Genomic DNA, 26056 nt, shown 5'->3' with positions numbered 1-26056 from the left:
AGCCCCGCCGACGACGCGGGGGCCGAAACCCGCGATCAGGCCTGCCAGAAGCCGACGATCTTCTTGACCTCTGCAATCACCGGATCAGCGATCTCGGCGGCGCGTTCGGCGCCGTCCTTGAGGACGCGGTCGATCTCGGCCGGATCGTTCATCAGACGGCGCATCTCGGCCGTGACCGGCGCCAGGGCCTCCACGGCCAGATCGGCCAGCGCCGGCTTGAAGGCGCCGAAGCCCTGTCCGGCGAACTGGGCGGTGACCTGTTCGCGCGTCTGGTCCGACAGGGCGGCATAGATGGCGATCAGGTTCCTGACCTCGGGCCGGTCATCCAGGCTCTCGCCGGGTGCAGGCATGACGCCCATGTCGGTCTTGGACTTGCGGATCTTGGCGGCGATCGTGTCGGCGTCGTCGGTCAGGTTGATGCGCGACTGGTCGGAAGGATCAGACTTCGACATCTTGGCCGCGCCGTCGCGCAGGGACATGACCCGCGTCGCCGGACCTTGGATCAGCGGCTCGGGCAGGGGGAAGAAGCCCGGGGCGTCGAAGTCGTTGTTGAACTTGCCGGCGATGTCGCGGGTCAGTTCCAGATGCTGTTTCTGGTCCTCGCCCACCGGCACCTCGGTCGCCTTGTAGAGCAGGATGTCGGCGGCCTGGAGCACGGGGTAGGTGTAGAGGCCGACCGAGGCCCGTTCCTTGTGCTTGCCCGACTTCTCCTTGAACTGGGTCATCCGGTCGAGCCAGCCGAGGCGGGCGACGCAGTTGAAGATCCAGGCCAATTCGGCGTGGGCGCGCACGGCCGACTGCGGGAAGATGGTCGACTTCGCCGGATCGAGGCCCGAGGCGATGTAGGCGGCGGCGATCTCGCGCGTCTGGGCGGTCAGCAGGGCCGGGTCCTGCCAGACGGTGATCGCGTGCATGTCGGCCACGAACAGGAAGCAGGGCGCGCCGGAATCCTGCAGCGCCGTGAACCGCTTCAACGCCCCCAGATAGTTGCCCAGATGCAGGGCGCCGGAGGCCTGGATGCCACTGAGGATACGGCGCGGGCCATCGTAGGCGGGAACATTCGGGGAGGCGTCAGTCATCAATCCAGTCCGGCGGGGGTGGTGGCCCCGGGTTCACGTCGCAGCGTCGCCTTCAGCTCGGACACGCTCACCGCGCGGAAAAGCACGAGGCAGACGCCATAGACAAGGGCTCCGACGCCGACGACCACCAGGACGGCGATTTCCTTGGCCAGGAACAGCCGGCTCAGGTCGCGGTAATAGAGGCTGGCCGGAACGAGGACGGCGGCCATGACGGCGCTGGCCGCCAAAACGCGGGAGAATTTCGAAACGAACCGGCCGGAGGGCGACCAGGCCTTCTCGCGCACGAGCGTTCCCATCAGCAGCCCAACATTAACCCAGGCCGAAACGCTGGTGGCGACCGCCAGACCCAGCACCCCGTCGCCGCCGATGGCCTGAAGGCCGAAGAACAGGGCCGAGCCGAGCGCCACGGTCACCGCGACCGAGGCGATGGAGAAGATCATCGGCCGTCGCGTGTCCTGGCGGGCGAAGAAGGGCGGGGTCAGGACCTTGGCCAGGACGAAGGCCGGCACGCCCCAGGCGAACTGGCGCAGCACATCGGCGGTGCGCGCCGCGTCGATACTGGTGAAGGCCCCGCGCGTCACCGTGGCGTCGATGATGAAGAACGGAATGACGAACAGGGCCACGGCCGCCGGCAGGGTGAAGGCCATCGACAGGGTGATGCCGTCATCCAGCGTCTTGCGCCCGCCCTCGTGATCACCGGACACGAAGGCCCTGGTCAGCCGCGGCACCAAGGCCAGCCCGATGGCCACGCCGACGAGGCCGAGCGGCAGCTGGTACAGGCGGTCCGCGTTATAGAGGACCGAACGGGCGCCTTCGTTGGAGCCGGTCAGAAGCTGGCTGACCAGCGAGTTCAGTTGCAGGGCGCCGCCTGCGAGAACGCCGGGGATCGCGAGTTTCAGCGTCCGCGCCACGCCCTCCGTCATCCGTGGCAGGGACAGTTTCAGCCGGATGCCCAGCCGCTGCACACCCCACCAAAGCAGTCCGGCCTGAATCAGGCCCGAGAGGCTGACCGCGATAGACACCGCGTACAGCAGGGTCGATGGGCTGATGTCGATGAAGCTGGGCGCAATCAGCGGCGCCAGGGTGCACAGGTTGAGGAAGATCGGCACGCCCGCGGACAGGGCGAACCGGCCAGAGGTGTTCAGCACGCCCGACAACAGCGATGCGATGGTCATGCAGGCCAGGTAGGGCATGGTCAGCTGGGCCGCCGTGACCGCCGCCTTCATCACCCCCGCGTCGTCCTTCCAGGCCGACAGCATGAAGGGCATCAGCCAGGGCATCGCGACCTGCGACAGGATGCAGAAGCCCGCGACCACGGCGAAGATGAAGCTAAGCGCCTCCGACGCCGTGACGGCGGCCGCCTCCTCGCCCTCCCGCGCCCGCACCCCGCCATAGATCGGCACGAAGGCCTGGGCGAAGGCGCCCTCGGCAAACAGACGGCGGAACATGTTGGGGAACATCAACGCCGTGGTGAAGGCGTCCATCATCGGCCCCTGACCGAAGCGCGCCGACAGGAACAGGTCGCGGGCGAACCCCAGGATGCGGCTGCCCAGGGTCAGGGTCGCCTGCACCAGGGCGTTACGGGCGAGGCTCACGGTCTTGGGCTCATCATTGGGTCCGGGGAGTGATCAGCGCTTAGCGCGCTTCCGGCGCGGGCGAAACGGGCTTCCTGGAGACGGGACGCGGCCGCAGATCGGAGACATCCCGGGCGCTGGCACGGGCGGCCGTGATCCGGCGGCCCTCGGGGGCCTCGGGGGCGCGGTCCAGCACGGCCTCGAGCGCGGCGTGAACGTCATCCAGCAGGCCGTCGGACTTCAGCTTCCGGCCCTTCCGGTCGGTCACATAGAAGCTGTCGACCGCCCGCTCGCCGAAGCCGGCGACATGGGCCGAGCGGATCGACAGGTCGTGGTCCGACAGGGTGCGCGACAGCTCGGCCAGCAGGCCCGGACGATCGGCGCCGGACACCTCGATCACCGTGGCGTCCGCCGACGCCGCGTTGTCGATCATCACCACCGGGCGCACATCGAACGCGGCCCGACGCGGCGAAGACTTGGGCATGGCGGGAGGCGAGACCGGCGTCTCCCCCCGCGCCGCCGCCTCGAGGGCGGCGATCAGCGACGTCAGCCGGCGCGGTTCGGCCTGGCCATAGGGCTGGTCGGCGCCGTCCTGGACCTGAAACACGTCCAGCACCGTGCCGTCGGCCGCCGTGGCGACGCGTGCGCCCGTGACGTCTGCTCCGGCGGCGGCCAGCACCGCCGCGAGATCGGCGAACAGGCCGGGCCGATCGCGGGCGGCGAGCGCGATCTCCGTCGTCTCCTCGATCCGGCCGGCGACGCAGGTCCGCGCCTCGACCGCCGCCCCGCCCTCGAGCGCCCGCGCGACCAGAGCCGCGTGTTCGGCCAGCGGGTCCGCGGTCTGGATGTCCTCGCCCCGGAACAGGGCCTCCACGGCGGCGTAGAGGCTGCGCATCAGCTGCCCCTTCCAGCTGTTCCACACCCCCGGCCCCACGGCGCGGATATCGGCCACGGTCAGGACCAGCAGCATGCGCAGCCGTTCCGGATCGCCGACGATCTCGGCGAAGGCCTGCACCGTCGCCGGATCGGAAATGTCCCGCTTCTGCGCATAGTCCGACAGCGCCAGGTGATGCCGCACCAGCCAGACCACGATCTCGATCCGCCGGGGATCGACGCCCAGCCGCTCGCAGGCCCGGCGCGCGGCGATAGCCCCGTCCTCGAGCTGCCCCCGCTCCCCGCCCTTGCCGACGTCGTGCAGCAGCATGGCCAGCATCAGGGCCTCCGGATCGGCGATCAGGTGGATCACCTCGGTGGCCAGCGGATGGTCGTCCTTGAGCTTGCCGCGCTGGATGTCGTTGATGATGCCGATGGCCTGGAGCGTGTGCTCATCGACCGTATAGGCGTGGTACATGTTGAACTGGGTCTGGCCGACGATCCGGCCCCATTCCGGCAGGAACCGGCCCAGCAGCCCAGCCTCGTTCATGATGGTCAGGACGCGATAGGGCCTCTGGCCATGCGCCAGCACATGCAGCAGGGCCGCCGTCGCGCGCGGATCGCGCCTCAGCTTCGGCGTCACCAGAGCCAGCGACCGGGTCACGGCCGAGAAGGCGTGCGGATGGACATCCAGGTCGTGCTGGTCGGCGCAGACGAACAGGGTCAGCAGCTTGACCGGGTCCTCGGCGAAGACCTCGGGCCCCGTGACCGACAGCCGCCCGCCGTCCTCGATGAAGCCGGGCACGCCGAGATTCCGCTTCCGCCCCGGGATCAGGCGCGACAGGCTCAGGGTCTTCTTCTGCTGGCGAGCTTCCAGCGTCGCGCTCATGGCCCGGGTCAGGGCGCCGACGTCGCGGGCGACGAGGAAGTATCGGCGCATGAACCGCTCGACCGCCGGCTCGTCGCCGCGCCCGCGCCAGCCCATCCGTCGCGCCACCTCGGGCTGAAGGTCGAAGGTCAGCTTCTCCTCGGCCCGCCCCGCCGCCAGATGCAGATGCGCCCGCACCCGCCACAGGAAGTCGAACGCCTCCTCGAAGGTCCGGCGTTCGCGCGGCGTCAGCAGTTCGTCGAGCACCCGCGCGCCCAGCGGACTGTCCGGCGCCAGCGACCGGGCGATCCAGAACAGGGTATTCAGGTCGCGAAGCCCGCCCTTGCCGTCCTTGATGTTCGGCTCGACCCGATAGCGGACGGCGCCGGTCCTGGAATGACGGGTTTCCCGCTCCTCCATCTTGGCGGCGATGAAGGGACGCGGATCGGCGTTGGTCACCATGCCCCGGAAGCGCCAGAGGAAGTCCTCGGTCAGCTGGGCGTCACCCGCCAGCGGCCGGGCTTCCAGCAGGGCCGTGCGGATCGTCATGTCGGAGCGGGCCAAGGACAGGGCCTCGTCCACCGACCGCGCCGAGGACCCGACCTTCAGCCCCAGATCCCAAAGGACGTAGAGCATGAACTCCGCCACCGTCTCGGTCCGGGCCGTGGTCTTCCATGGCCGCAGGAAGACGAGGTCGAGGTCGGAAAACGGCGCCAGCACGCCCCGGCCATAGCCGCCGACCGCGATCAGACTGAGCTTCTCCGCCTCGGTCGGATTGTGGGACGGATAGAGGGTCTCGGTCGTGAACCGCCAGAGAGCCGTCAGCAGCTCGTCGGCCGCCGCCGAATACAGACGGGCCACCTCGACGCCCGGCGCCCCGTTGGCCAGCTTCGTCGCGATCCTCTCGCGCGCGGCGTTGTAGTGGGCCTTCAGCACCCCCGCCACCGCCGGACGCACGCCCGAGGCGGCGACCAGGGCGTCGAGCTGGGCGTCCAGTGTCTCGCCCACTTTCGTCATCCTCCGGCGAGCGCAGCGAGACCGGGGGACCCAGCGGCGCCGAAGGCGATCTGTTCAGGCAGGATGTCGGTAGCAGCGAAGTTCGCGGCAGTTTCGCGCTCTCGCGCGCCGCTGGGTCCCCCGGTCTGCGCCGCAAGAGCGGCTGGCCGGAGGATGACGAAAGAAGAAGAGATCACCTCGCCAACCCCTTCAGCCGGTAGAGCGCCTCCAGCGCCTCGCGCGGGGTCAGCGCATCCGGATCCAAGGCCGCGACAGCTTCGTCGATCGCCGACTTCATCGGCGGAGGCGGCGGTTCGGCCATGGCGAACAAAGGCAGGTCGTCGAGCCTGCCGTGCGCCGCCTTCTCGGTCTCCAGACGGTCCAGCACGGCGCGGGCGCGGGCGACCACCGCCGGAGGCACGCCCGCCAGCTTGGCGACCTGAACCCCGTACGAGCGGTCGGCCGCGCCGGGCGCCGCCTCGTGCAGGAAGACCAGTTCGCCGTTCCACTCCCGGGCCTTCATGGACAGGTTGCAGACGTGGTCGAGCCGTTCCTCGAGCCGCGCCAGTTCGTGATAGTGGGTCGCGAACAGGGTCCGGGCCCTGTTCACATCGTGCAGGGCCTCGGCGCAGGCCCAGGCGATGGCCAGACCGTCATAGGTCGCCGTGCCCCGCCCGATCTCATCCAGCACGATGAAGCTCTGCGGCGTCGCCTGGGTCAGGATGGCGGCCGTCTCGACCATCTCCATCATGAAGGTGGACCGCCCGCGCGCCAGATCGTCCCCGGCGCCGACGCGCGAGAACAGCCGGTCGACGACGCCCAGCCGCATCGACTTCGCCGGCACGAAACAGCCGCCCTGCGCCAGCACGACCAGCAGGGCGTTCTGGCGCAGGAAGGTCGACTTGCCGGCCATGTTCGGCCCGGTGACAATGCTGAGGCGGGCGCAGCCAAGACCGTCGCCGTCCAGCTTGCAGTCGTTCGGCGTGAACGGATCGCCAGCCTTCTTCACCGCCGCCTCGACCACCGGATGACGTCCGGCTTCGACGGCGAACACCTTCGAATCGTCGACCACGGGGCGCACCGCCCCGACCTCCTCGGCCCATTCGGCGAGTGCGGCGGTGGCGTCCAGTTCGGCCAGGGCGTCGGCCACGGCCTGCAAGGGCATGGCGAGCGATTGCACGGTCTGGCGCCACAGCTCGAAGGTTTCGCCCTCCATGGCGAGCGCCCGGTGCCCGGCCTGACTGATCTTCGCGTCCAGCTCCGACAGTTCGACCGTCGTGAACCGCACCTGGGCCGCCAGGGTCTGGCGGTGGATGAAAGGGCTCTCGGGTCCGGCGCGGAACAGGGGTTCGGCGTGTTTGGCCGTGGTCTCGAGGAAATAGCCCAGCACCGCATTGTGCCTGACCTTGAACGGCACGCCGCTCTCGGCCACGGCGCGGGCCTCCAGATCGGCGACGACCCGGCGGCTGTCGTCGCGCAGGGTCCGGGCCGCGTCGAGCTCGGGCCGGAAGCCCGGCTTCACGAACCCGCCGTCACGCGCCAGGTGCGGCGGCTCCTCGGCCAGTCCCTCCGCCAGATCCAGCATCAGCCGCGCCAGATCGGGCGACAGGGTCAGACGGTCGAGGCAGCCGACGATTCGCGCAGGCGGCCCCGTCAGCGGATTCGGTGAAACCGTGAACAGGCCGGCCAGCGCCTCTGCGATGGTCAGCCCGGCGCGGATCGCGGCCAGATCGCGCGGCCCGCCGCGTCCCAGAGCCAGTCGCGACACGGCGCGAGCCACATCGGCCGAGGCCTTCAGTTCGTCGCGCAGATCCCGCCGCAACGAGCGCCGCTCCAGCAGCCATTCGACCGCGTCGAGTCCATGATTGATTTCGACCGGATTGCGCAGCGGCCGGGCGATCCGCTCGGCCAGGGCCCGCGCCCCGCCCGAGGTCACCGTCCGGTCGATGCAGGCCAGCAGCGATCCCTCGCGTTCGCCCCTCTGGGTCCGGTCGATCTCCAGCGACAACCGCGTCGCCGGATCGATGGCGAGGAAGCCGCTCTCTCCCGAACGCCTCGGCGGCGACAGGGCCGGAACCCTCCCCGCCTGCGTCGTCTCCACATAGGCGGCGATCAGGCCGAGCGCCGAGACCTCCGCCTCCTCGAACGTCCCGAACCCGTCCAGCGAGGCGACGCCGTACAGCCGCGCGACCCGGCCGCCCGCCGCCGCGGGTTCAGCGACCGCAGATGCCAGCGCCTGGACCACCCCGCCGGAGCCGTCCAGCGCCCCCTTCAACTCGGCATCGGAATAGAGTTTGTCGGTGACCAGCACCTCACTGGGCCGGAAGGCCGCCAGCGTCGCGCCCAGGTCGCCGATGTCGCAGGCGACGCAATCGACCGCCCCCGCCGACAGCTCGACCACCGCCACGGCCGCGCGACCCTTGCGGATCGCCACGGCCGCCAGCCGGTTGGCGCCCCGCGCATCGAGCAGCGAATCCTCGGTCAGGGTGCCCGGCGTCACCACCCGCACGATGTCGCGCCGGACGATCGACTTGGAGCCGCGCTTCTTCGCCTCGGCCGGGTCCTCCATCTGTTCGCAGATGGCGACGCGGAAGCCCTGCCGGATCAGGCGGGCAATGTATCCCTCGGCCGCATGGTGGGGCATGCCGCACATGGCGATGTCCTCGCCCAGATGCTTGCCCCGTTTGGTCAGGGTCAGGCCTATGGCGGCCGCCACCAGCTCCGCATCCTTGAAGAACAGCTCGTAGAAATCGCCCATGCGGAAGAACAGCACCGCATCCGGCTGCGACGCCTTGGCGGCCAGATACTGGGCCATGAAGGGCGTGACGACGCCCTGATCAGGGGCGGTCGGATCGGTCTTCGGCGGATGGGAGAGGGGAGCGTTCATGACGTGCCGTCAGGGTGACGGATCGTCGGCGTCGGCTCAAGCTATTCTAGGCCGCGACCCGCTCGCGGTAGCCGGCGCTGAGCACGGCAGGTTCCTGGAAGGCCAGTGCGTCCCAGTCCAGATCGGGGCGCGGCGCGTGGGCGGCGGCCAGAACCGCGCGCAGTTCGGCGGCCGAGGCCACGCTGGCGACCACGGCGGCGGCCGGCGGCAGGCCGAGGCAGAAGGCGAGCGCGGCCTGCATCGGGTCGATCCGCGCCTCGGCCAGACGACGGCGCGTACGCGACAGGGCGACGCCGTGACCGGCCAGATGCGGCGGCAGGTTTTCCTGATTGGTGAACAACAGGCCCCGGGCGAACACCGACGAGACATGGACATCGACGCCCAGACCCGCGACCTCGCTGAGCGTTCCCTCGGTCACCGGGCGCTGGTCGAGAATATTGCAGGGAATCTGCACGACGTCGGGCTGGAAGCGGCGCGCCAGCAGCACCGGCCCGTCCTCCATCGTCGCCATGAAGCCGATCCGCCTGTAGAGGCCGCGATCCTTGAGCGCCTGCATCCGCTCCCACAGGGCCCGGCCCTCGGCCCCGGCCAGATCGGACGCGCCCGACGCCAGCAGCACGTCGCCGCGCGGCAGGCCCATCCGTTCCAGAGACCGGCGGGCGCGGGCCTCGACCCGGTCCAGGCCTTCGGACAGGGCGACGGTTCGGACGGACACGGAGAAGGGCGACGGGAAGGGCCAGGACTGGCCCAGAATGCGTTCGCCGTCGCCGGTCGGGCGGGTGGCGATGATGCTGACGCCGGCGTCAGCGGCGGTCTGCAACAGGGTCCGCATCGCTTCTTCGCGAGCGCCGACGGGAATGGGGAGCGCGCGCTCAGGCTCGGTCACGACCGCGAGGGCCAGCTTCGCGGCCGGAGAAGGGGAAACGCCTGATTTCACCCCGGCATTCTGCACCGGCAATGCTTAAGCGATGCTGAGGGAAACCCTGCCGGTTCCTTACCGGCGGAACGCGACTCGATCAGTCGGCGCCCGGCTGCAGGTCCGGATGGGCGGCGGCGAAAGCGGGGTGGGCCAGGGCCCGATCCTCGATCGCCGTCAGCACCGGGAAGGGCGCCAGATCCACATTGAACCGCCGCGCCGAATAGAGCTGCGGGATCAGGTAGCAGTCGGCCAGCGTTGGCGCGTCGCCATGCAGCCATCCCGCGCCCTGTTTGGTCGTCAGCGCCGTCAGGGCGTCGAATCCCGGGATCATCCAGCCCCCGGCCCAGGCGTCGATCCGGGCCTGGTCCGCGCCGAACGTGCCGCGCAGCACGTTCAGCACCCGCAGATTGTTCAGCGGATGGATGTCCGAGGCGATCAGTCCGATCATGCCGCGCACCTGCGCCCGGCCGATGGCGTCGGCGGGCATCAGGGCCGGCTGGGGGAAGGTTTCGTCCAGCCATTCGAGGATGGCCGTCGACTGGGTGATGACGACTCCGTCCACTTCAAGCGCCGGCACAAGTCCCTGCGGGTTCAGCTTGAGGAAGGCCTCGGACCGCTGCGCCCCGGTACGCAGATCGATGTCGTGCTGTTCGCAGGCGACGCCTTTCAGATTGAGGGCGATCCGCGTCCGATAGGCCGCGCTGGAACGGAAATAGCCGTGCAGGATCATCGGGCCAAACGTCCCTGAACCACGAACCTCAGGGTTTCGAGACCGGCGATGGTCGCTTCGACGACATCGCCCGCGACCAGCGGCCCGACCCCTTCGGGCGTGCCGGTGAAGATCAGGTCGCCGGGCTGAAGCGCCCACAGCTCGCTGGCCTTCCCGACGATCTCGGCCGGGTTCCAGATCATTTCGGCGAGGGTCGACGACTGTTTCGTCTCGCCGTTGACGGTGATGGCGATGGTCCCCGCCGCGTCCGGCAGGGCGCCGAGCGTCAGCGGGCCGCACGGAGCGGACTGGTCGAAGGCCTTGCCGGCATCCCACGGCCGCCCCTTGGCCTTGGCCTCGGCCTGCAGGTCCCGCCGCGTCAGATCGACTCCGACGGCCCAGCCGACGATGGCTCCGCCTTCCCCGATCGCCGCGACCAGCTCGACCTCGTGGTGCAGGTTCTCCGTCGCCGACGGATAGGCCGGGTCCGCGCCGTCCGTGACGATGGCGTCGGCGGGCTTGGAGAAGAAGAAGGGCGCCTGGCGCGTCGGGTCATTGCCCATCTCACGCGCATGGGCCGCATAGTTCTGGCCTACGCAGAAGATGCGCCGCACCGGGAAGCGGCGATCGTCGCCGACGATGGGCAGGGAGACGGTCGGGGCGGGGGCGAACAGGAAGGGGGTCATGGTCGCAGGTTAGAGGGCTTAGGGCTTGGTGAGTAGGGCTTGGCTGCCGAGCCGCATGGCTTTGACCAAGCCCTAAGCCCTAATTTCCAAGCCCTCGCCGTTACGGCGATGCTGCACCGCAAAGGAACCGCCACGGCAATATGGCGTTGAGCGGACTAGGCCTGTATCAACGGCCAAGCTGACAAAACGGAGCGCGGCATCATGGCGACCTCGAAGGCACGTGAAGACATCAAGAACGACCTGAACACCCTCAAGGAGGACCTGAAGGTCGGCGCGCGCGAGGAAACCGCGCGTCTGAAAGCAAAGGCGGCCGAGACCGAGGCCCGCCTGCGCGAAAAGGCCGCCGAAGCCGACGCCCGCATCCGCGAGCGCGCCGACGAACTGCGCGATCAGGCCCGCGGCTACTACGATCAGGCCCGCGTGCGCGGCCGCGAATATTACGACGACGCCTCCGAGCGGTTCGACGAAGCCCAGCGCTATATCACCGAGCGGGTCCAGGAGCGTCCGGTCCAGTCGACCGCCATCGCGCTCGGCGTCGGCGTCGTGCTCGGCCTGCTGCTCGCGGGCCGTCGCCGCTGATGATCGGCAAGGGGCTGGTCAAGAAACTGACGGCGGCCTTCGTGGTCGCCGCCAGCGCCTTCGTGGCGATCGTCGCCCTCGGGGCGACGCTTTACTACGCGCTCGCACTGGTTCTGCCGGCGCTCGGCGCCGCCGCCATCACGGCCGGGGTCTTCGCCGTGATCGCGATCATCGTGGCGGTGGTCTTCCTGAACGCCGCGGGCGTGATGGACGAAGAGGAAGAGTACGAGGACGAAGACCTGGGTCTGGGCCGGCGTGCCTTCGCCCTGTTCCGTTCGCGTCCGATCCTCGGCACGGTCGCGGCGCTCGCCGGCGGCTGGATCTTCCTGCGCAATCCCGCGCTGGCCACCATGGTGGCGGCGGCCTTCACGGAGAAACCGCACGGCCGGGGGTATCGCCGGTAGGCGGAACGGCCACGCCTTCACGGCGTTGATCAGACAGGCGGCGTCGAGGTTTGGCGGCGCTTGTCGTCAACTCTAGCAAGGAGGGTCGTCCATGCTTCGCTGGGCCATCATTTTCCTGGTTGTCGCGCTCGTCGCCGCCGTTCTGGGCTTCGGCGGGATCGCCAACTTCTCGTTCGAAATCGCCAAGTTCGTGGCCGTCATCGCCATCATCCTGTTCGTCATCTCGCTGGTCGCGGGCGGACTTCGAGGACGCGGGACGCGCATTTAGCCGGCTCACGCCCGCTTCGCAGACAAGAGCCGCGGCCCCCGGGTCGCGGCTTTTTTCCTGGCAGCCCGTCAGCGCAGGGCGGCGGCCAGCTTGTGAGCCAGTTCGCCCTGGTCGAACGGCTTGTGCACGATCAGATCGTCCGGTGTGGCGGCCAGCGCGTCGGCGTCGGCGTAGCCCGTCGCGAACAGGATCGGCAGGCCGGGCCTGCGACCGACCAGTTCGCGGGCGACGTCGCCGCCGTTCATGCCCGGCATGGCGAAGTCGAGCACCACGGCCCGAATGTCCTGATGCCGGTCGAACACGTCCAGCGCCGCCCCGCCGCTGCCGGCCTCGACGACGACATAGCCGAGATCCGACAGGATCTCCGCCGTTACCCCCCGCACGGCGTCGTCGTCATCGACGACCAGAACCATCAGATTGTCGGACGGAGCGACGCTGGCCACGGTCGCCGACGGCGCCTCGCTGACGGGAACGGCATCGGCGCGCGGCAGGAAGACCTTGATCGTCGTTCCTTCGCCCACGACGGTCTCGATCGTCACGCCGCCGCCCGACTGTTTCGCCAGACCATAGACCTGGCTGAGCCCCAGCCCCGATCCCTTGCCCACCGCCTTGGTGGTGAAAAAGGGTTCGAAGACCTTGGCCAGCACCTCGTCGTTCATGCCCGAGCCGTTGTCGGAGACCGACACCATGACATGCTGCCCGGCCGGAGGCTCTTCGGGTTTCTCGGGGGGCGGCGTCGTCACATTGGCCGTCGCGATCCTGAGCGTGCCGCCGACATCCATGGCGTCGCGCGCGTTGATGGCCAGGTTCAGGATGACCAGTTCGATCTGGGTCGGGTCGATCATCGCCGCCCAGAGTCCCTCGGCGAGTTCGGGTTCAAGGATGCGAACGCTGCCGCCGATCGTGCTCTGCAGCAGTTCGCCCATGCTTCGAACCGTGTCGTTCAGGTCGACCGCACGGGGCTCCAGCTTCTGACGGCGCGAGAAGGCCAGCATCTGGGCGGTCAGCTGCGCCCCGCGCCGGGATGCCTCTCCCATCATCGACAGCCGCTTCTGGACCGCCGGATCGTCGGTGCGCTTCTGCAACTGTTCGACGTTGCCGATGACGACGGTCAGCAGGTTGTTGAAGTCGTGGGCGATGCCGGAGGTCAGTTGCCCGACCGCCTCCAGACGCTGCGCCTGACGCAACGCAGTCTCGGCCTTTTCCCGCTCGAGAATCTGGCTCGCCAGCTGGCGATTGACGGCTTCGAGTTCCGACGTCCTCTCCTCGACCCGGCGTTCCAGCAGGCTTTCGGCGCGGCGGATCTCCTCGATCCGTTCGCGCGCCTCGTACTGGCGGCTGCGCCCGCGCAGCGCCGTGCGCACCGCGCTGACGAGCGTGGTCGGATGAAAGGGCCGCTCCAGAAACCCGACGTTGCCGAGCGTCTGCGACAGCCTCTGGGCCACCGGATTGCGCTCCACGCTGCCGCCGCGCTGGGTCAGGATCAGGAAGGGAAAGTCGGACCAGGACGGCTGGGCGCCGATCCATTCGGACAGGCCGCTGAGATCGGCGGAGCGCAGAACGTCGTCGACGATGATCGCCAGACCGGCGCCCTCGTCCATGCGAAGCAGAAGCTCCTCGAGATCCCGACACAGAAGCGCCGGACAGTCGGCCTCGCTCAGGATGGCCGTCGCAATGGCGCCGTCCCGGCCCGAGGGCGTCAGGACCAGAGACCGTTGCGAGACGCTCCCGCCGCCACTCATGCGGACGGTTCGCCCATCAATCCCGAGCCTGGACCGACGAAGTTGGGCACCCCGCGCAGGACGCCCTGGAAGCCGATTAGCGGTTCGCCGAGGCTCAGACCGTCTTCGCCGATATTGTATTCGCGGATGCTCGTCTCGTGTTTGCCCGACCGCTTCTTGATCACCGAAACGGCGCGCCGCACATGGCCCAGGGCCTCGAAATAACGCAGCAGGATCACCGTGTCGGCCAGATAGGTGACATCCACCGGCGCCTTCATCTCGCCCACCAGCCCATGCTGGGCGACGGTCAGATAGGTCGAGGCGCCCTGGCGGTTCAGATACTGCAGCAGCTCGTGGATGTGCAGGATCAGGAACTGCTCCTGCGGCATCGCGGCCTGATAGCCGTTCAGGCTGTCGATCACGACGGTCTGGATGCCCTGGGCGGCGACGCAGTGACGGACCCGCGCGGCGAACTCGCCGGGCGACAGCTCGGCGGCGTCGACCTGTTCGATGATCAGATCGCCGTCCGCCTCCATCGACCTCAGATCGATGCCCAGCTTGGTCATGCGGTCGTAGAGAAGCCCGAGCTCCTCGTCGAAGATGAACAGGGCCGCCTTCTCCCCGCGCCTCACGGCGGCCACGGCGAAGTTGATCGTGAACAGCGACTTGCCCGTCCCTGCGGGACCGAGGATCAGTGCGCTTGAACCGCGTTCGACCCCTCCGCCCAGTAGGTCGTCCAGTTCCGCCACACCGCTCGAGAGGGCCTCGCGCGGGAAGGCCGTGTGGTGCTCCGACGCGACGATCCGGGGATAGACCTCCAACCCGCCGGTCTTGATGGTGAAATCGTGATAGCCGCCGCGGAAGCGCCGCCCGCGATATTTCAGCACCCGCACCCGCCGACGTTCTGCGCCGTACTCGGGCGCGAGTTCCTGCAACTGAACGACGCCGTGGGCAACGCTGTGCACGGTCTTGTCGTTGATGTCGGTCGTGAGATCGTCGAGCATCAGGACGGTCGCGCCGTTTTTGGCGAAATAGTGCTTCAGCGCCAGGACCTGCCGTCGATAACGCAGGGAGCTCTGGGCCAGGAGCCGGATCTCCGACAGGCTGTCGATCACGACCCGGCGCGGCCTGGTCCGCTCGACGGATTCGAAGATCATTCGCGTCGTCTCGCCGAGCTCGAGGTCGGAGGAATAGAGCAGGCTCTGCTGCTGCTGTTCGTCCAGCAGGCTCTCGGGCGGCACCAGTTCGAAGACCTCGACGCCTTCGAGCGACCATCCGTGGGTCTTCGCGGTCGTGCGCAACTCCTCCTCGGTCTCGGAGAGGGTGATATAAAGCGTCGGCTCCCCGAGCCTCGCGCCTTCCAGCAGGAACTTCATGGCGGCGGTGGTCTTGCCGGTGCCGGGCGCGCCTTCCAGCAGGTAGACGCGCTGGCGTTCAAGTCCACCCGCCAGGATGTCGTCCAGGCCCGCAATGCCGAAGGCGGCGTCCGGGCTATCGATCTCGGTGACAGGCACGTTCGCTCCACGTTCGCTGAACAGCAAAGCTGAAACGCCGTTCCGACGACCTGGTTACACTCTGTCCGGCGAAAAAGGGAAGAGTGGCGTTTAACCAGACACTTAGCGGTACGGAAAGCGACACTCCGCAGGGCGAGGCCTTCGTGCCGGTCAGACCGCCGCCGCCTCCTTCCGACCCGGCGTGGCCGGATCCGGCGCGGTCCCGGCATGGCGGGTGTCCTGACGGCGAGGCAGCTTCCAGGACTGGCTGCATTCGAAGCGCTCGCCGGTCCAGGCGATGGCGTTGATCGTGATCTGGCGCTTGTCCCAGACGATCTCGTTGAAACTGGCAGGCGTCCCACGTTCGCGGTGCGACAGGGTCCCGCAGCCGATGGCGTAGGAACAGCGGTCCGACAGGTCGATCGGCAGGGCGAAGGGCACGTGAACGTGGCCCGTGGTGATCAGATCGACCCCGGCCTCGGCAAAGATCTCGGCCGCCGCATCGCCGCGCTTCACGTCGCCGGTCATCGGCGTGCCGATCATCTCGATCAGCGGATGGTGACAGGCAAGTATCCTCAGCGCTCCGACCGGCGCCGCGCGCAGGGCCTCGGCCGCGCGCCGGGTCTGGTCGAGATCGATGACGCCCTTGGACCAGTTGGGTCGGGCCTGCCAGCCGCGCGCGGTCGTCACCCCCCGCACCATGACCGTGTCGGACACGAACTCCCCGTCGTGGGCCGGATGACCGGTCGCCGTCTCGAATGCCTTCCATGGCCAGAACAGCCGCGCCGCCACATCCCAGTAGGGCACGTCGTGATTGCCGACGATGACGAAGCGCGGCGTCGGCATGGCCTTGATCCAGGCCCCGGCGGCGGCGAACTCGTCCGGATACCCCTTCTGGGTGATGTCGCCGGTGATCAGGATCAGATCGCTGGGTGCGGCGTGGGCGTAGTCGAGAGCGGCGGCGCAGGCCCGCTTGTGTTCGACCCCGAAGTGGACGTCGGAGAACTGCAGAACCCGTCCCATACTCAGACGGCGACCTCGGCCGCCGGATCCGCCGGACTCTGGGGCTCGGGAACCAGGGCGCTGAAGGCCTTGGCGATGAAGGTGACCGTCGTGTCGTGGGGCAACAGGGTCGGCTCGCCGTCCAGCACCGCCGGAATACGCGAGCGCGCCCTGATGCGGATGCGTTTCGCCGGTTGGGTCATGACCGAAGGATCCTGACGCCAGTCGCTGAACAGGGCCGTGGCCGCCAGACGAAAAGCCTGGGCCGCGTCGGCCGGATTCATCGCTGCGGCTTCCAGCCCCACCGGTTCGTCCATGGCCTGGGAGATCATCGGACTGATCAGGACCAGGGCCTCGCTCTTGCGCGCCCTGCCGCCGTCCAGCTCGACCCGGATCTTGCCGGAGAAGGCCCGTCGCAACGCGCGCCTGCCATATGTCCAGGCGAGGGACAGCTTGCCGGTCCGCATCGCCTCACGGGCCGGGGCCCACAGGGCAGGCGAGCCGAAGATGCCGGCGCAATAGAAGGCCTGCCCCTCGACCGACCCGCCGGACACGCACCGGGACTTGCCGTGCTCCAGCGAATTCCTGAGCGCGACCTTCCAGTCGGTCGTGCCGTACAGGGCCTTGGGCAGCATGTTCATGGTCCCGCCCGGCAGGGGGGCGACGAGCGGACCCTTCGGTCCCGCCTTCGACGCGGCCGCACGCGCGGTGCCGTCGCCGGCCAGAACGAACAGGACGTCGGGCGCGGAGGCCAGAGCCGTGTTGATCTGGGCGTCCATCGTATCGCCGACCAGTTCGACGACCTCCGCCTCGCACGGGTATTCGGCCAGGATCGCCTCGACCTCGGCCGCCGCGCGCGGACCGACCGAGCCGGACAGCGGATTGACCAGCACCACCACCCGGTTGATCGAAACATACGTCGTCATCGCGCGCGGTTCGGGCGCGGCGGATTCGGGCGTCGAGGTCTCGACGTCAGGCAGAATGGTGTCGGTCATTCGCCCCGAACGCACCGCAAAGCCGGGCGTTCCGGTGAAGCTTCACTATTGCTTCTGGAGTTCCTGGGCCGTGGTGGCGGCGCCGGCCTCAAGGGCGTCTCCGGTCTTCTCGGCGGCGTCCCCGGCCTTGTCGGTGGCGACCTCGGCGGCTTCCGGGGCCTGACCGATCAATTTCTTGCCCTGATTGACCCCGGCAGTGATCCAGCCGTCCATCATCGCCCCGCCTTCGGCCAGCGACTGTTCCTTGATGCCCAGCACCGCGGTCAGCACGCCGAACAGGGCCAGCAAGGTCACGATCAGGCCGACGAAGCCGCCTCCGCCGCCGCTTCGACGCTTCGAGCGGGCCCAGACAGGGCTGGCGTGATCGTCCGCGTTCCGGACCGGTTCAGGAAAACGCATGGTAACTCCCCTCGACTGCCGATTTGCGGAGCACGCCCCTCGCGCACCCGCCCGCCAGTCATATGACATCGTTAACCGGGAGCATAGGCGCGGAACCTCTGCCATAATCCAGCGTTCTCGCTTTCGGGGCGAACATCAGGAATGAAGGACCATCCCATGAACAAGGCGATTATCGCGATCGGGGCCGCTGGCCTGCTGGCTACGGCCTGCGCAAGCGACCCTTACGGCAACGGCTCCAACGAAACTGTCCGCCAGGGCGCCATCGGCGCCGGCCTCGGCGCGGTCGCGGGCGCCATCATCGGCAACAACGTCGGCTCGGGTAACGCCGCGACCGGCGCGCTCATCGGCGGCCTCGCCGGCGGCGCCGTAGGAGCCGTCCGCGGCTCGCAAGCCGACCGCAACAACCAGCAGCGCTACCGCGATAACCGCGGAAATTACTACTATTGCTACGACAACCGTCAAAGCGAGTGCTACTGGGAAAACGGCCAGCGTCGCTACTAGGACGCTGAACCGCAAGGTTTTTCAGGGCGGCTCGTCACCCGACGGGCCGCCCTTGCCATGAAATGATCAGGGAGCGGGCGACATGACGATGCGATCCACGATTCTGGCGGCGGGACTGGCGGCGGTGGCGCTGGCGGGCTGTTCGACCATGCGGACGCCGAGCCGGGACGAGCTTGTGGCGGAACCCTCGGCCTGCGCCGCCAAACGGTTCGACATCTATTTCGCCGAGGATCAGGCGACCCTGACCGACGCGGCGCGGACGGCCATCGGCCTGACCGCGACCCAGCTTCAAAACTGTCAGATCAGGACCGTCCGCGTTCTGGGCCTGTCGTCCTCGACGGGCAGCGCGGACGCTAATCAGGCCCTGTCCGAGCAGCGCGCCCGGGCCGTGGCCGAGGCTCTGACTGCCGCCGGCTGGCCCGCGCCGGCGTTCGAACTGGCGGCCGCGGGGGACCAGGGCGCGACGACCGCGTCGGGCGTGGCCGAGCCGCTGCGCCGCCGCACCGAGGTGCTGGTGGACGCCGCGCCGCTCTAATTATCGCGCCGTCCGTGCTCGACGACGCCCAGCGCGTCGGCGAGACGGACCTTGGCCGATCCGCGTGGCAGCGGTTTGGGCTGGCTCTCGTGCGGCGCCCAGCCGGCGAGGTTGACGATCTCGAACGTCGCCGGAATACGGCCGTCCGCCTCGCCATGGCGCTCCGAATAGAGAGCCGCGGCCCGTGCGATGATCGGGCGGGTCAGCGGTCGGATCGTCCCCGCCAGCACATTGGTCTCACCCATCGCGCGCAGGTCGCGGATCAGGGCGAACAGGTCCGGATAGCGGACCGTCAGCCGGTCCACGTCCGCCACCGGCAGGGCGAAACCCGCCCGCTGCAACAGGCCCGCCCCGTCGAGCCCGTCGGCGAAGGGCGACACCCGCGCCTGGGCCCCGCCGCGCTCGGCCAGCTCGGCCTCGGTCAGCACCCCGCGGAGCTCCTTCAGCGTCCCCGCGCCCAGCAGGGTACCCAGGAACAGGCCATCCGGCTTCAAGGCGCGCCGGATCTGGCTCAGCGCGCCCGGCAGGTCGTTCGCCCAGTGAAGCGTCATCAGGGAAACGATCAGATCGGCGGACCCCGCCTCGATCTCCAGAGGCTTCGCCCCCGGTCCGGCCCGCTCCGACCGGTCCCCGACCGCACGCGGCGTCCCGACCCGACCGGCCGCGTCGCTGTCCGCCAGCGCCTCGGCGAACGGCCCCGGATGCGCCGACAGGTCGACGGCGACTGGAAACTCCCGCAATGTCGTCTCCAGACTGAGAACGGCGTTCTCGGCGGCGCGTCGGTGCAGGAAGTCGGCATCGACGAACCGGCGCGCCGACCGCATCAGGCGGGCCGCACGCCGCGTGGCGTCGAAGATCAGGGGAGGGCCGGTTTCGGTCATGGCTTTGCAGGATGGGGGCTGGGGCGAGCGTTGGGAAGACGGCCGGTCGCGGATCGGTCGCGGCCTGACGTCGTTCGGGCGCGGTCTGGCCGATCTGATCCTGCCGCCCATGGCCCACGACAGCCGCGAGGCCACGGCCGCCGCCGGCCTGACCGCCCAGGCCTGGAGCCGGGTGATCTTTCTCGAGGACCCGGTCTGCGACGGCTGCGGGGCGGCGTTCGAATACGACGGCGGCGACTTCGCCTCGGAGCGCTGTGCGGCCTGTCTCGCCCAACCCTACGCCTTCGCCCGGGCCCGCGCCGCCTGCGTCTACGACACGGCCTCGCGCGGCCTGATCCTGAAGTTCAAACATGGCGACCAGCAGCAGTTCGCCACCCTGTTCGCCCGCTGGCTGGGCCGCGCCGCCGCGCCCCTCGTGGAGGACTGCGACGCCATCGTGCCCATACCGCTGCACCCGTCACGGCTGCTGGCCCGACGTTTCAACCAGGCGGCCGAGATCGCCCGACCGATGGCGCGTTCGGCCAGGCGCGACTACCTGCCCGACGCCCTGATCCGCGTCCGCGCCACGGAAACCCAGGGCGGCCGCAGCCTCAGAGGCCGAAAACTGAACGTGAAATCCGCCTTCGCCGCCAGCGAATCGGGGGCCCGCAACGTGCGCGGCCGGCGCATTCTTCTGGTGGACGACGTCCTGACCACGGGGGCCACGGCCGAGGCCTGCGCCAGGGCTCTGCTCGAGGCCGGAGCCCGCGCCGTGGACCTCGCCGTCATCGCGAGGGTGCGAACCGCGCGGGAACTGCCTAGATAGGCGAACGGTTCGACCCACACGGCCTTTGCACCGTGCACGGCCGATCAGACTGATATTCGCGGAGATCCTGCCTTGGCCGACGTCGTCCTCTACACCAAACCCGGTTGCCCCTACTGCATCGCAGCCATGGGCCTGCTGACGCGCAAGGGCGTCGATTTCACCGAGATCGTGGCCTCCAACGATCCCGAGAAAAAAGCCGAGATGATCGAGAAGTCTGGCGGCAAGGCCACCTTCCCGCAGATCTTCATCGACGGAAAACACATCGGCGGCTCCGACGACATGAGCGCGCTGGATCGTCGCGGCCAGCTCGACGCGCTTCTGGCGGCCTGATGTCCGCAAGCCTGCCCATCGCCCTGATCCAGACCCGCACGCCGGCGACGCAGGCGGACGGGCTGGCGCATCTCGAGCCCCTGATCCGTCAGGCGGCGGCCGAGGGTGCGAAATTCATCCTGACGCCCGAGGGCTCGAACCTGCTCGAGCAACGCAAGGACCGCCGCGGCCTCGCCATCGTCAGCGAGCGACAGGACGCGGTCGTCCTGGGCCTGCGGCATCTGGCGGCCGAGCTGGGCGTCTGGATCCTGATCGGCTCGGCCATCGTCAAGTCGGAGCATGAGGGGGACGATCGGGCGGCCAACCGCTCCCTGCTGATCGACGCCAACGGAGGCCTCGTCGCCCGCTACGACAAGCTGCACGTCTTCGACGTCGATCTGCCCAACGGCGAGACTTGGCGCGAGAGTTCGACAATCCGTCCCGGCGACGGCGCGGCCGTGGCCGACACCCCCTGGGGCCGTCTGGGTCTGGCGGTCTGCTACGACATCCGCTTCCCGCACCTGTTCCGCCAGCTGGCCAAGGCCGGCGCCTGTATGATCTCGGTTCCCGCCGCCTTCACCGTTCCGACGGGCGAGGCCCACTGGGAGACCCTGTTGCGCGCCCGCGCCATCGAGACCGGCGCCTTCGTCCTGGCGCCCGCGCAAGGCGGGACGCACGAGGACGGCCGCCGGACCTGGGGCCGGTCGACCGTCGTCGGCCCCTGGGGTGAGATCGTCGCCAGACTGGATCACGACGAGCCGGGCATACTGCACGCGAAGCTGGACTTCGCCGCCGTCGAGACGGCCCGGGCCTCCGTCCCCGCCCTGCGCCATGACCGTGAGTTCGCGGCGCCCCTATGATCCGCTACGCCCTCGCCTGCGATCACGACCACCCGTTCGAGGCCTGGTTCGGCTCGTCGTCGGACTATGACGACCAGGCGGCGCGCGGCCTGGTCGAATGCCCGTTCTGCGGCTCGCATGCGGTCTCGAAACAGATCATGGCCCCGGCCGTCGCGGGCACCAGGAAACGCGACGCCGGACCCGATCTGGCCAGGGTCCAGACCATGATGATGCAGGCGGCCCGCGAGGTGCGCAGCCACGTCGAGGCGAATTTCGACTATGTCGGTGACGCCTTCGCCCGCGAGGCCCGCGACATCCACGAGGGTCGCTCCGAACATCGAGAGATCTACGGCGAGGCCACCCCCGCCGAGGTCAGGGCGCTGAAGGAGGACGGCGTCCCCTGCGCCGCCCTGCCGCCGGCCCCCGTGGATCCGGCCAAGGCGAACTGAGGCGTGGGCGAGGGGGAGCGCTACGCCGAGTTTCCGCCGCCGCCGTCCCTGGCCCCCTGGGTCAAGGTGGTGTGGACCTACGCCAATCCCGAGCCGTCCGACACCGTCCAGCGCATCGCCCCGGACGGTTGTCCCGAGCTGATCCTCGACATCGGCGCTCCCTATGAGGAGGAGGGGCCGGACGGCGTCTGGAGCCTCCAGCCCCCGGCCCTGTTCGCCGGTCAGATGACACAGCCCATCGCCATCCGGCCGGTCGGGCCGGTGGAGCTCGTCGCCGTCCGCTTCCATCCCGACGGCGCCCGCGATTGGCTGGGCGCGCCGCTGGCCACCGCAACGGACGGAAGGCTGGACATGGTCGCGCGGCTCAAGGGCGTCGCCGCTCCCGCCGGCGATCCCGAGTCTCAGGCCAGGGCCATGACCGACCGGCTGGAGGCGCTGCGGCTCGAACAGGGCTGGACCGTCGATCCGCTCGTCCGTGCCGAGGTCGAGGCGATGATGGACGACGCGCCGGCGCTCGAACGCTCGCCCGCCGACCAGCGGGCCCTGCAACGCCGCTTCCTCGACCGGGTCGGGGTCTCACCGCGCATGCTTCGGTCGGTCATGCGGTTCCGGCGGGTGTTCGATCATGTCCAGCCCGGCGGGGAATCCTCCGGCTGGCTCGAGGCGGGTCTGGGGGCGGGCTATTTTGACCAGCCCCAGATGGCGCGCGATTTCCGCCGGTTCCTCGGCTGCACGGCGACCGAATGGGCGCGCGAACAGGTCGAACTGGCCCGGGCCATCGCGTCGCAAACCTACAAGCCGGGCCCCCCGCATCTGGCCTAGCTTGCCCCCCTTGCCGCCCGACGCGGCCCCGGAGGATGAGACCATGCTGACCGCCCTGATCGCCGCCGGCCTGTTGCAGACCGCGCCCGCGACCGCAGACCTCTCGTGGATGGCCGGCTACTGGCTGGACTGCTCGCAGGGGCGGGAGGCTTCGGAGACCTGGACAGACCCGCGCGGCGGCGTCCTGGTCGGGGCGGCGGCGACGGTCGCGAACGGACGCGCCTCGTTCGAGTTCGCCCGGATCGCGCAGGTAAACGGGGTGATGTCCTATGTCGCCCAGCCGGGAGGGGCGCCGCCGACCGCCTTCGGCCTGATCGAGGCGACGGAAGGCCGCGCGGTGTTCCAGAACCTGGACAACGACTTTCCCCGGCGGGTCATCTATCAGCGGACCGGAGATGTCCTGACGGCCCGGATCGAGGGTCCTATGGGCGACCGCGAGCAGTCGATGGACTGGCGCTTCGACAAGGCCGAGCTGAACACAAGATGCCCCAACCCCTGACTTCCGGCTGGCGGTCGATGACCGAGGACGACCTGGACCGGGTCGCCGGGATCGCCGTCATCGGTTTCCCGGATCATTTCGAGGGGCGGCCGATGTTCGCCAATCGGCTGGCGCTCAATCCGGGTGGCTGTTTCGTGCTGCAGACGCCGGACGGGCTGGAGGGCTATCTGATCGCCTATCCGTGGCGGGCGGAGGCCGCGCCGACACTGAACACCCTGATCGAGGCGATCCCTGCGGATGCGGGGGTGATCTATCTGCACGACCTCGCCCTGACCCCGGCGGTCCGGGGTCAGGGCTGGTCGAAGCCGGCCGTGCGGGCGGTGGTCGATCTGGCGAAGGCGGGCGGCCGGGCGACGATCGCCCTGGTCGCCGTCAACGACGCCGTCGACTTCTGGCGCGGACACGGGTTCGACGTGAAGCAGACGCCGGAGATGGCGGCCAAACTGGCCAGCTACGGCTCCGACGCCCGCTACATGACGCGGAAGGTCTAGCTGCGGGTCCAGCCCTTGGCGGCCATGCAGTCGCGGAACGCGTCTTCGACGTGACGACCGTGGTTGTCCGCGCGGCACTGGGCGCGCGCTTCATCGAACGGCTGGGCGTTGTTGCCGTGCCAGGCGGTGTCGTCGCTGTCGGCGTCGATCACGGTGATGCAGCCCGAGGTCATCAGGGCGGCTGCGGCCGTGGCGAGAATTAGAAGGCGTTTCATTTGGGAAGGCTCCATTGCGATGACGTCTCGATGCCACCGCGCGCGGCCACAATCCCGTTACAAGTCCGACAGCTGGATGAAATCGCCGTAAGCTTGGCCTTCAGTCCCGCGTGGCCAGCATCATGAAGTTGATTCCGGCGTCGTCGCTTTCGCTCCAGCGGTCGGTCAGCGGCGAATAGTTCAGGCCGAACGGCCCCGTCACCGCCACGGGCTCTTCCGAAAGCATCATCCGGATTTCGTCCGGCTTGAGGAACTGACGCCAGTCGTGGGTTCCGGCCGGCACCCAGCGCAGCACATATTCGGCTGCGAACTTGCCCAGGGCCAGCGACTTCAGCGTCCGGTTGAGAGTAGCGACGATCATCATTCCGCCGGGTGCGACCAGACGCGAACAGGTCCGAAGGAAGGCCTTCGGATCGGCGACATGCTCGATGATCTCAAGCACCAGGACGACGTCGAACGGACCGGCGCCGCCCGCTTCCATCTGTTCGACGGTGGCGGCGCGATAGGCGATGTCGAGGCCCTGTTCGGCGGCGTGGGCGCGAGCGGTGCCGATGTTCTCGGACGAGGCGTCGACCGCGGTGACGTCGAAACCCATCCGTCGCATCGGTTCGGAGATCAGGCCGCCGCCGCAGCCGATGTCGATCAGGCTGAGGCCGGCGAAGGCATCGCGCGTTTTCGGGTCGCGGCCGAACCGCTCGGCCAGCCGCGACCGGATAAAGGCGAGGCGGGCCGGGTTGAACTTGTGCAGGGGGGCGAACGGCCCCCTGGCGTCCCACCACTCGGCCGCCTGGGCCGAGAACCGGGCCACGTCGGCGGGGTCGATGCTGGCCCCTTCTGCGATATCGGAAAAACCTTGCCCCGTTTGGGGTTTGCGCATCGGCGACGGGTCGGTAGAAGCGGCCATGGGCGCAAGGGTGAACCCCTTTTGCGGCCCTCTGGCAAGACGGGGACGAACGCCACGATGACGCGGCCGACCAACACACGACTGGTGATGAAGTTCGGCGGCACGTCCATGGGCGACCTCGAACGCATCCGCCGCGCCGCCCGCATCGTCGCCGCCGAGGTCAAGGCTGGCCATTCGGTCGCCGTCGTCGTCTCCGCCATGGCCGGCAAGACCAACGAACTGGTGGCCTGGACCGACGGCGCGGGGAGCGCGGCCGCCGGCCTGCCCCTGTCCGACGACGAGTACGATGTCGTGGTCGCCTCGGGCGAACAGGTGACCTCGGGGCTCCTCGCCATCACCCTGCGCAACATGGGTTTCAACGCCCGCAGCTGGATGGGCTGGCAGATTCCCATCCTGACCGACGAGGACCACGCCCGCGCCCGCATCGTCGATGTGCCCGGGGACAAACTGGGCGCCGCGCTGGACGCCGGAGAGATCGCCATCATCCCGGGCTTCCAGGGCGTCACGCCCGGCGGCCGGATCACCACCCTGGGCCGGGGCGGCTCGGACACCTCGGCGGTCGCCGTGGCCGCCGCTCTGGGCTGCGCCTGCGACATCTATACGGACGTGGACGGGGTCTACACGACCGACCCGCGTATCGAGAGCCGCGCCCGGCGCCTGGAAAAGGTCTCCTACGAGGAGATGCTGGAGATGGCGTCCCTGGGCGCCAAGGTGCTCCAGACGCGCTCGGTCGAGCTGGCCATGGGGATGCAGGTGCCGGTCCGGGTCCTGTCCAGCTTCATCGAACCCGACGAAAACGGCGCGCTGCCCGCCAAGTCCGGCACACTCATCTGCGACGAGGAGGAAATCGTGGAAAAACGCATCGTGTCCGGCGTAACCATGAGCCGCGACGAGGCCCGCATCACCCTGCTGGGCCTGTCCGACCGGGTCGACGCCCCGGCCGACGTCTTCACCCGCCTGGCCGAGGCCAGCGTCAATGTGGACATGATCGTCCAGTCCCAGGCCCGCACCGAGGGGGCGGTCAACCTGACCTTCACGACGGGCCGTCGCGACGCCGCCCGCGCCGCCGAGCTGATGCGCGCCGCCAAGGCCGAGATCGGCTTCGAGGAGATCCGCGTCGACGAGGACGTGGCCAAGGTGTCGGTCGTCGGCGTCGGCATGCGCAGTCACGCGGGTGTCGCCCAGACCATGTTCAAGGCGCTCGCCGACAAGGGGGTGAAGTTCCAGGCCATCTCCACCTCGGAGATCAAGATCAGCGTCCTGATCGACGCCGCCTATGCCGAACTGGCCGTCCGCGCCCTGCATTCGGCCTATGGGCTGGAAGCGGTCTAAAGGGCCTCCAGGCTGACATCTG

The 26056-nt window shown here is 69.1% G+C and carries 28 protein-coding genes; 13 read left to right on the top strand and 15 right to left on the bottom strand.

All coding sequences use genetic code 11. The annotated features are described in order from the left end of the window. Positions 1 to 35 precede the first annotated feature (35 nt). The 7 genes from trpS to ACQY68_RS02100 all read right to left on the bottom strand — a co-directional run bounded on the left by trpS (position 36) and on the right by ACQY68_RS02100 (position 10591). Positions 36 to 1079 carry a tryptophan--tRNA ligase gene (gene trpS / locus ACQY68_RS02130; RefSeq protein WP_428151376.1) on the bottom strand — a complete coding sequence of 348 codons (1044 nt, stop codon included), beginning with the start codon at positions 1077 to 1079 and terminating at the stop codon, positions 36 to 38. Beyond that, positions 1079 to 2674: a murein biosynthesis integral membrane protein MurJ gene (murJ, locus tag ACQY68_RS02125; RefSeq protein ID WP_428151375.1), complete on the bottom strand. Its 1596-nt coding sequence runs from the start codon at positions 2672 to 2674 to the stop codon at positions 1079 to 1081. The genes trpS and murJ overlap by 1 nt, the downstream gene beginning before the upstream one ends. Before the next feature lie 40 nt (positions 2675 to 2714). After that, complete coding sequence (glnD, locus tag ACQY68_RS02120) at positions 2715 to 5411, bottom strand: [protein-PII] uridylyltransferase (protein ID WP_428151374.1); 2697 nt, start codon at positions 5409 to 5411, stop codon at positions 2715 to 2717. Positions 5412 to 5583: 172 nt separating this feature from the next. Continuing rightward, on the bottom strand, positions 5584 to 8277 hold the full coding sequence (gene mutS, locus ACQY68_RS02115) for a DNA mismatch repair protein MutS (RefSeq protein ID WP_428151373.1): 2694 nt from the start codon (positions 8275 to 8277) through the stop codon (positions 5584 to 5586). A 46-nt stretch (positions 8278 to 8323) separates the two neighbouring features. After that, positions 8324 to 9163 (bottom strand): aldo/keto reductase, encoded by an 840-nt coding sequence (locus ACQY68_RS02110; RefSeq protein ID WP_428152713.1) that lies wholly within the window; start codon positions 9161 to 9163, stop codon positions 8324 to 8326. 130 nt (positions 9164 to 9293) lie between these two features. After that, positions 9294 to 9926 (bottom strand): maleylacetoacetate isomerase, encoded by a 633-nt coding sequence (gene maiA, locus ACQY68_RS02105; protein ID WP_428151372.1) that lies wholly within the window; start codon positions 9924 to 9926, stop codon positions 9294 to 9296. Next, positions 9923 to 10591, bottom strand: coding sequence for a fumarylacetoacetate hydrolase family protein (locus ACQY68_RS02100; protein ID WP_428151371.1), 669 nt, complete (start codon positions 10589 to 10591; stop codon positions 9923 to 9925). The genes maiA and ACQY68_RS02100 overlap by 4 nt, the downstream gene beginning before the upstream one ends. 201 nt (positions 10592 to 10792) lie before the next feature. Here ACQY68_RS02100 and ACQY68_RS02095 point away from each other — a divergent pair, with 201 nt between their 5' ends. The 3 genes from ACQY68_RS02095 to ACQY68_RS02085 all read left to right on the top strand — a co-directional run bounded on the left by ACQY68_RS02095 (position 10793) and on the right by ACQY68_RS02085 (position 11842). Beyond that, positions 10793 to 11170 carry a glycine zipper domain-containing protein gene (locus ACQY68_RS02095; RefSeq protein WP_309628865.1) on the top strand — a complete coding sequence of 126 codons (378 nt, stop codon included), beginning with the start codon at positions 10793 to 10795 and terminating at the stop codon, positions 11168 to 11170. Beyond that, entirely contained in the window at positions 11170 to 11574 is a 405-nt protein-coding gene (locus ACQY68_RS02090; protein ID WP_428151370.1) for a hypothetical protein, read from the top strand. The genes ACQY68_RS02095 and ACQY68_RS02090 overlap by 1 nt, the downstream gene beginning before the upstream one ends. A gap of 91 nt (positions 11575 to 11665) precedes the next feature. Then, positions 11666 to 11842, top strand: a complete 177-nt coding sequence (locus tag ACQY68_RS02085; RefSeq protein WP_271084744.1) for a DUF1328 domain-containing protein — start codon at positions 11666 to 11668, stop codon at positions 11840 to 11842. A gap of 68 nt (positions 11843 to 11910) precedes the next feature. On the opposite strand, the gene ACQY68_RS02080 is transcribed toward ACQY68_RS02085, so the two are convergent. The 5 genes from ACQY68_RS02080 to ACQY68_RS02060 form a co-directional block, all read right to left on the bottom strand. Continuing rightward, positions 11911 to 13584 carry a response regulator gene (locus ACQY68_RS02080; protein WP_428151369.1) on the bottom strand — a complete coding sequence of 558 codons (1674 nt, stop codon included), beginning with the start codon at positions 13582 to 13584 and terminating at the stop codon, positions 11911 to 11913. Continuing rightward, a complete protein-coding gene (locus tag ACQY68_RS02075) occupies positions 13581 to 15077 on the bottom strand; it encodes an ATPase domain-containing protein (RefSeq protein WP_428151368.1) in 1497 nt (498 codons plus the stop codon). The genes ACQY68_RS02080 and ACQY68_RS02075 overlap by 4 nt, the downstream gene beginning before the upstream one ends. 150 nt (positions 15078 to 15227) lie before the next feature. Then, the gene (locus ACQY68_RS02070; RefSeq protein WP_428151367.1) at positions 15228 to 16079 is read right to left on the bottom strand and encodes a metallophosphoesterase family protein; all 852 of its coding nucleotides are present in this window, start codon (positions 16077 to 16079) and stop codon (positions 15228 to 15230) included. 2 nt (positions 16080 to 16081) lie between these two features. Beyond that, positions 16082 to 17053 (bottom strand): diacylglycerol/lipid kinase family protein, encoded by a 972-nt coding sequence (locus ACQY68_RS02065; RefSeq protein ID WP_428151366.1) that lies wholly within the window; start codon positions 17051 to 17053, stop codon positions 16082 to 16084. A gap of 45 nt (positions 17054 to 17098) precedes the next feature. Continuing rightward, positions 17099 to 17452, bottom strand: a complete 354-nt coding sequence (locus ACQY68_RS02060; protein WP_428151365.1) for a hypothetical protein — start codon at positions 17450 to 17452, stop codon at positions 17099 to 17101. 156 nt (positions 17453 to 17608) lie between these two features. On the opposite strand from ACQY68_RS02060, the gene ACQY68_RS02055 reads away from it, so the two are divergent. Both ACQY68_RS02055 and ACQY68_RS02050 read left to right on the top strand, forming a co-directional pair. Continuing rightward, the gene (locus tag ACQY68_RS02055; protein ID WP_428151363.1) at positions 17609 to 17953 is read left to right on the top strand and encodes a YMGG-like glycine zipper-containing protein; all 345 of its coding nucleotides are present in this window, start codon (positions 17609 to 17611) and stop codon (positions 17951 to 17953) included. 82 nt (positions 17954 to 18035) lie between these two features. Continuing rightward, positions 18036 to 18488, top strand: a complete 453-nt coding sequence (locus ACQY68_RS02050) for an OmpA family protein (RefSeq protein WP_428151362.1) — start codon at positions 18036 to 18038, stop codon at positions 18486 to 18488. Here the strand turns inward: ACQY68_RS02050 and ACQY68_RS02045 are convergent. After that, positions 18485 to 19369 (bottom strand): methyltransferase domain-containing protein, encoded by an 885-nt coding sequence (locus tag ACQY68_RS02045; protein ID WP_428151361.1) that lies wholly within the window; start codon positions 19367 to 19369, stop codon positions 18485 to 18487. The two genes, ACQY68_RS02050 and ACQY68_RS02045, sit on opposite strands and share 4 nt — an antisense overlap. Between ACQY68_RS02045 and ACQY68_RS02040 the strand changes: the two genes are divergently transcribed. The 7 genes from ACQY68_RS02040 to ACQY68_RS02010 all read left to right on the top strand — a co-directional run bounded on the left by ACQY68_RS02040 (position 19368) and on the right by ACQY68_RS02010 (position 23583). After that, on the top strand, positions 19368 to 20174 hold the full coding sequence (locus tag ACQY68_RS02040) for a ComF family protein (protein WP_428151360.1): 807 nt from the start codon (positions 19368 to 19370) through the stop codon (positions 20172 to 20174). The genes ACQY68_RS02045 and ACQY68_RS02040 overlap by 2 nt on opposite strands. A 72-nt stretch (positions 20175 to 20246) precedes the next feature. Then, positions 20247 to 20504 (top strand): glutaredoxin 3, encoded by a 258-nt coding sequence (gene grxC, locus ACQY68_RS02035; RefSeq protein WP_428151359.1) that lies wholly within the window; start codon positions 20247 to 20249, stop codon positions 20502 to 20504. Then, complete coding sequence (locus ACQY68_RS02030; RefSeq protein WP_428151358.1) at positions 20504 to 21343, top strand: carbon-nitrogen hydrolase family protein; 840 nt, start codon at positions 20504 to 20506, stop codon at positions 21341 to 21343. The genes grxC and ACQY68_RS02030 overlap by 1 nt, the downstream gene beginning before the upstream one ends. Next, positions 21340 to 21771: a DUF1178 family protein gene (locus ACQY68_RS02025; protein WP_428151357.1), complete on the top strand. Its 432-nt coding sequence runs from the start codon at positions 21340 to 21342 to the stop codon at positions 21769 to 21771. The genes ACQY68_RS02030 and ACQY68_RS02025 overlap by 4 nt, the downstream gene beginning before the upstream one ends. Before the next feature lie 3 nt (positions 21772 to 21774). Further along, positions 21775 to 22593, top strand: coding sequence for an AraC family transcriptional regulator (locus ACQY68_RS02020; protein WP_428151356.1), 819 nt, complete (start codon positions 21775 to 21777; stop codon positions 22591 to 22593). 43 nt (positions 22594 to 22636) lie between these two features. After that, complete coding sequence (locus tag ACQY68_RS02015; RefSeq protein ID WP_428151355.1) at positions 22637 to 23092, top strand: DUF6265 family protein; 456 nt, start codon at positions 22637 to 22639, stop codon at positions 23090 to 23092. Then, a complete protein-coding gene (locus ACQY68_RS02010; protein WP_428151354.1) occupies positions 23077 to 23583 on the top strand; it encodes a GNAT family N-acetyltransferase in 507 nt (168 codons plus the stop codon). Before ACQY68_RS02015 ends, ACQY68_RS02010 begins: the two co-directional genes overlap by 16 nt. Here ACQY68_RS02010 and ACQY68_RS02005 read toward each other — a convergent pair. Further along, positions 23580 to 23798, bottom strand: a complete 219-nt coding sequence (locus ACQY68_RS02005; protein ID WP_428151353.1) for a hypothetical protein — start codon at positions 23796 to 23798, stop codon at positions 23580 to 23582. The two genes, ACQY68_RS02010 and ACQY68_RS02005, sit on opposite strands and share 4 nt — an antisense overlap. Before the next feature lie 100 nt (positions 23799 to 23898). Further along, positions 23899 to 24675 (bottom strand): bifunctional 2-polyprenyl-6-hydroxyphenol methylase/3-demethylubiquinol 3-O-methyltransferase UbiG, encoded by a 777-nt coding sequence (gene ubiG / locus ACQY68_RS02000; protein WP_428152711.1) that lies wholly within the window; start codon positions 24673 to 24675, stop codon positions 23899 to 23901. 84 nt (positions 24676 to 24759) lie between these two features. Between ubiG and ACQY68_RS01995 the strand changes: the two genes are divergently transcribed. Continuing rightward, on the top strand, positions 24760 to 26034 hold the full coding sequence (locus ACQY68_RS01995) for an aspartate kinase (RefSeq protein ID WP_428151352.1): 1275 nt from the start codon (positions 24760 to 24762) through the stop codon (positions 26032 to 26034). The last annotated feature ends 22 nt before the right edge of the window (positions 26035 to 26056 follow it).

The organism is Brevundimonas sp., assembly GCF_965278935.1.
GTDB lineage: Bacteria > Pseudomonadota > Alphaproteobacteria > Caulobacterales > Caulobacteraceae > Brevundimonas.
Note: the sequence above shows the minus strand (reverse complement) of the source record. Positions and strands in the feature narration are given on the sequence as shown.

What these genes read in the sequence shown, in the direction of transcription:
- mutS (WP_428151373.1), bottom strand. Translation starts at nt 8,277, where the DNA reads ATGAACGCTCCCCTCTCCCATCCGCCGAAGACCGATCCGACCGCCCCT.
- ACQY68_RS02070 (WP_428151367.1), bottom strand. Translation starts at nt 16,079, where the DNA reads ATGGGACGGGTTCTGCAGTTCTCCGACGTCCACTTCGGGGTCGAACAC.
- ACQY68_RS02090 (WP_428151370.1), top strand. Translation starts at nt 11,170, where the DNA reads ATGATCGGCAAGGGGCTGGTCAAGAAACTGACGGCGGCCTTCGTGGTC.
- trpS (WP_428151376.1), bottom strand. Translation starts at nt 1,079, where the DNA reads ATGACTGACGCCTCCCCGAATGTTCCCGCCTACGATGGCCCGCGCCGT.
- ACQY68_RS02010 (WP_428151354.1), top strand. Translation starts at nt 23,077, where the DNA reads ATGCCCCAACCCCTGACTTCCGGCTGGCGGTCGATGACCGAGGACGAC.
- ACQY68_RS02080 (WP_428151369.1), bottom strand. Translation starts at nt 13,584, where the DNA reads ATGAGTGGCGGCGGGAGCGTCTCGCAACGGTCTCTGGTCCTGACGCCC.
- ACQY68_RS02030 (WP_428151358.1), top strand. Translation starts at nt 20,504, where the DNA reads ATGTCCGCAAGCCTGCCCATCGCCCTGATCCAGACCCGCACGCCGGCG.
- ACQY68_RS02085 (WP_271084744.1), top strand. Translation starts at nt 11,666, where the DNA reads ATGCTTCGCTGGGCCATCATTTTCCTGGTTGTCGCGCTCGTCGCCGCC.
- ACQY68_RS02060 (WP_428151365.1), bottom strand. Translation starts at nt 17,452, where the DNA reads ATGCGTTTTCCTGAACCGGTCCGGAACGCGGACGATCACGCCAGCCCT.
- ACQY68_RS02050 (WP_428151362.1), top strand. Translation starts at nt 18,036, where the DNA reads ATGACGATGCGATCCACGATTCTGGCGGCGGGACTGGCGGCGGTGGCG.
- ACQY68_RS02095 (WP_309628865.1), top strand. Translation starts at nt 10,793, where the DNA reads ATGGCGACCTCGAAGGCACGTGAAGACATCAAGAACGACCTGAACACC.
- ACQY68_RS02100 (WP_428151371.1), bottom strand. Translation starts at nt 10,591, where the DNA reads ATGACCCCCTTCCTGTTCGCCCCCGCCCCGACCGTCTCCCTGCCCATC.
- ACQY68_RS02055 (WP_428151363.1), top strand. Translation starts at nt 17,609, where the DNA reads ATGAACAAGGCGATTATCGCGATCGGGGCCGCTGGCCTGCTGGCTACG.
- ACQY68_RS01995 (WP_428151352.1), top strand. Translation starts at nt 24,760, where the DNA reads ATGACGCGGCCGACCAACACACGACTGGTGATGAAGTTCGGCGGCACG.
- ACQY68_RS02045 (WP_428151361.1), bottom strand. Translation starts at nt 19,369, where the DNA reads ATGACCGAAACCGGCCCTCCCCTGATCTTCGACGCCACGCGGCGTGCG.
- ACQY68_RS02025 (WP_428151357.1), top strand. Translation starts at nt 21,340, where the DNA reads ATGATCCGCTACGCCCTCGCCTGCGATCACGACCACCCGTTCGAGGCC.
- ACQY68_RS02005 (WP_428151353.1), bottom strand. Translation starts at nt 23,798, where the DNA reads ATGAAACGCCTTCTAATTCTCGCCACGGCCGCAGCCGCCCTGATGACC.
- glnD (WP_428151374.1), bottom strand. Translation starts at nt 5,411, where the DNA reads ATGACGAAAGTGGGCGAGACACTGGACGCCCAGCTCGACGCCCTGGTC.
- ACQY68_RS02065 (WP_428151366.1), bottom strand. Translation starts at nt 17,053, where the DNA reads ATGACCGACACCATTCTGCCTGACGTCGAGACCTCGACGCCCGAATCC.
- maiA (WP_428151372.1), bottom strand. Translation starts at nt 9,926, where the DNA reads ATGATCCTGCACGGCTATTTCCGTTCCAGCGCGGCCTATCGGACGCGG.
- ACQY68_RS02040 (WP_428151360.1), top strand. Translation starts at nt 19,368, where the DNA reads ATGGCTTTGCAGGATGGGGGCTGGGGCGAGCGTTGGGAAGACGGCCGG.
- ubiG (WP_428152711.1), bottom strand. Translation starts at nt 24,675, where the DNA reads ATGCGCAAACCCCAAACGGGGCAAGGTTTTTCCGATATCGCAGAAGGG.
- ACQY68_RS02015 (WP_428151355.1), top strand. Translation starts at nt 22,637, where the DNA reads ATGCTGACCGCCCTGATCGCCGCCGGCCTGTTGCAGACCGCGCCCGCG.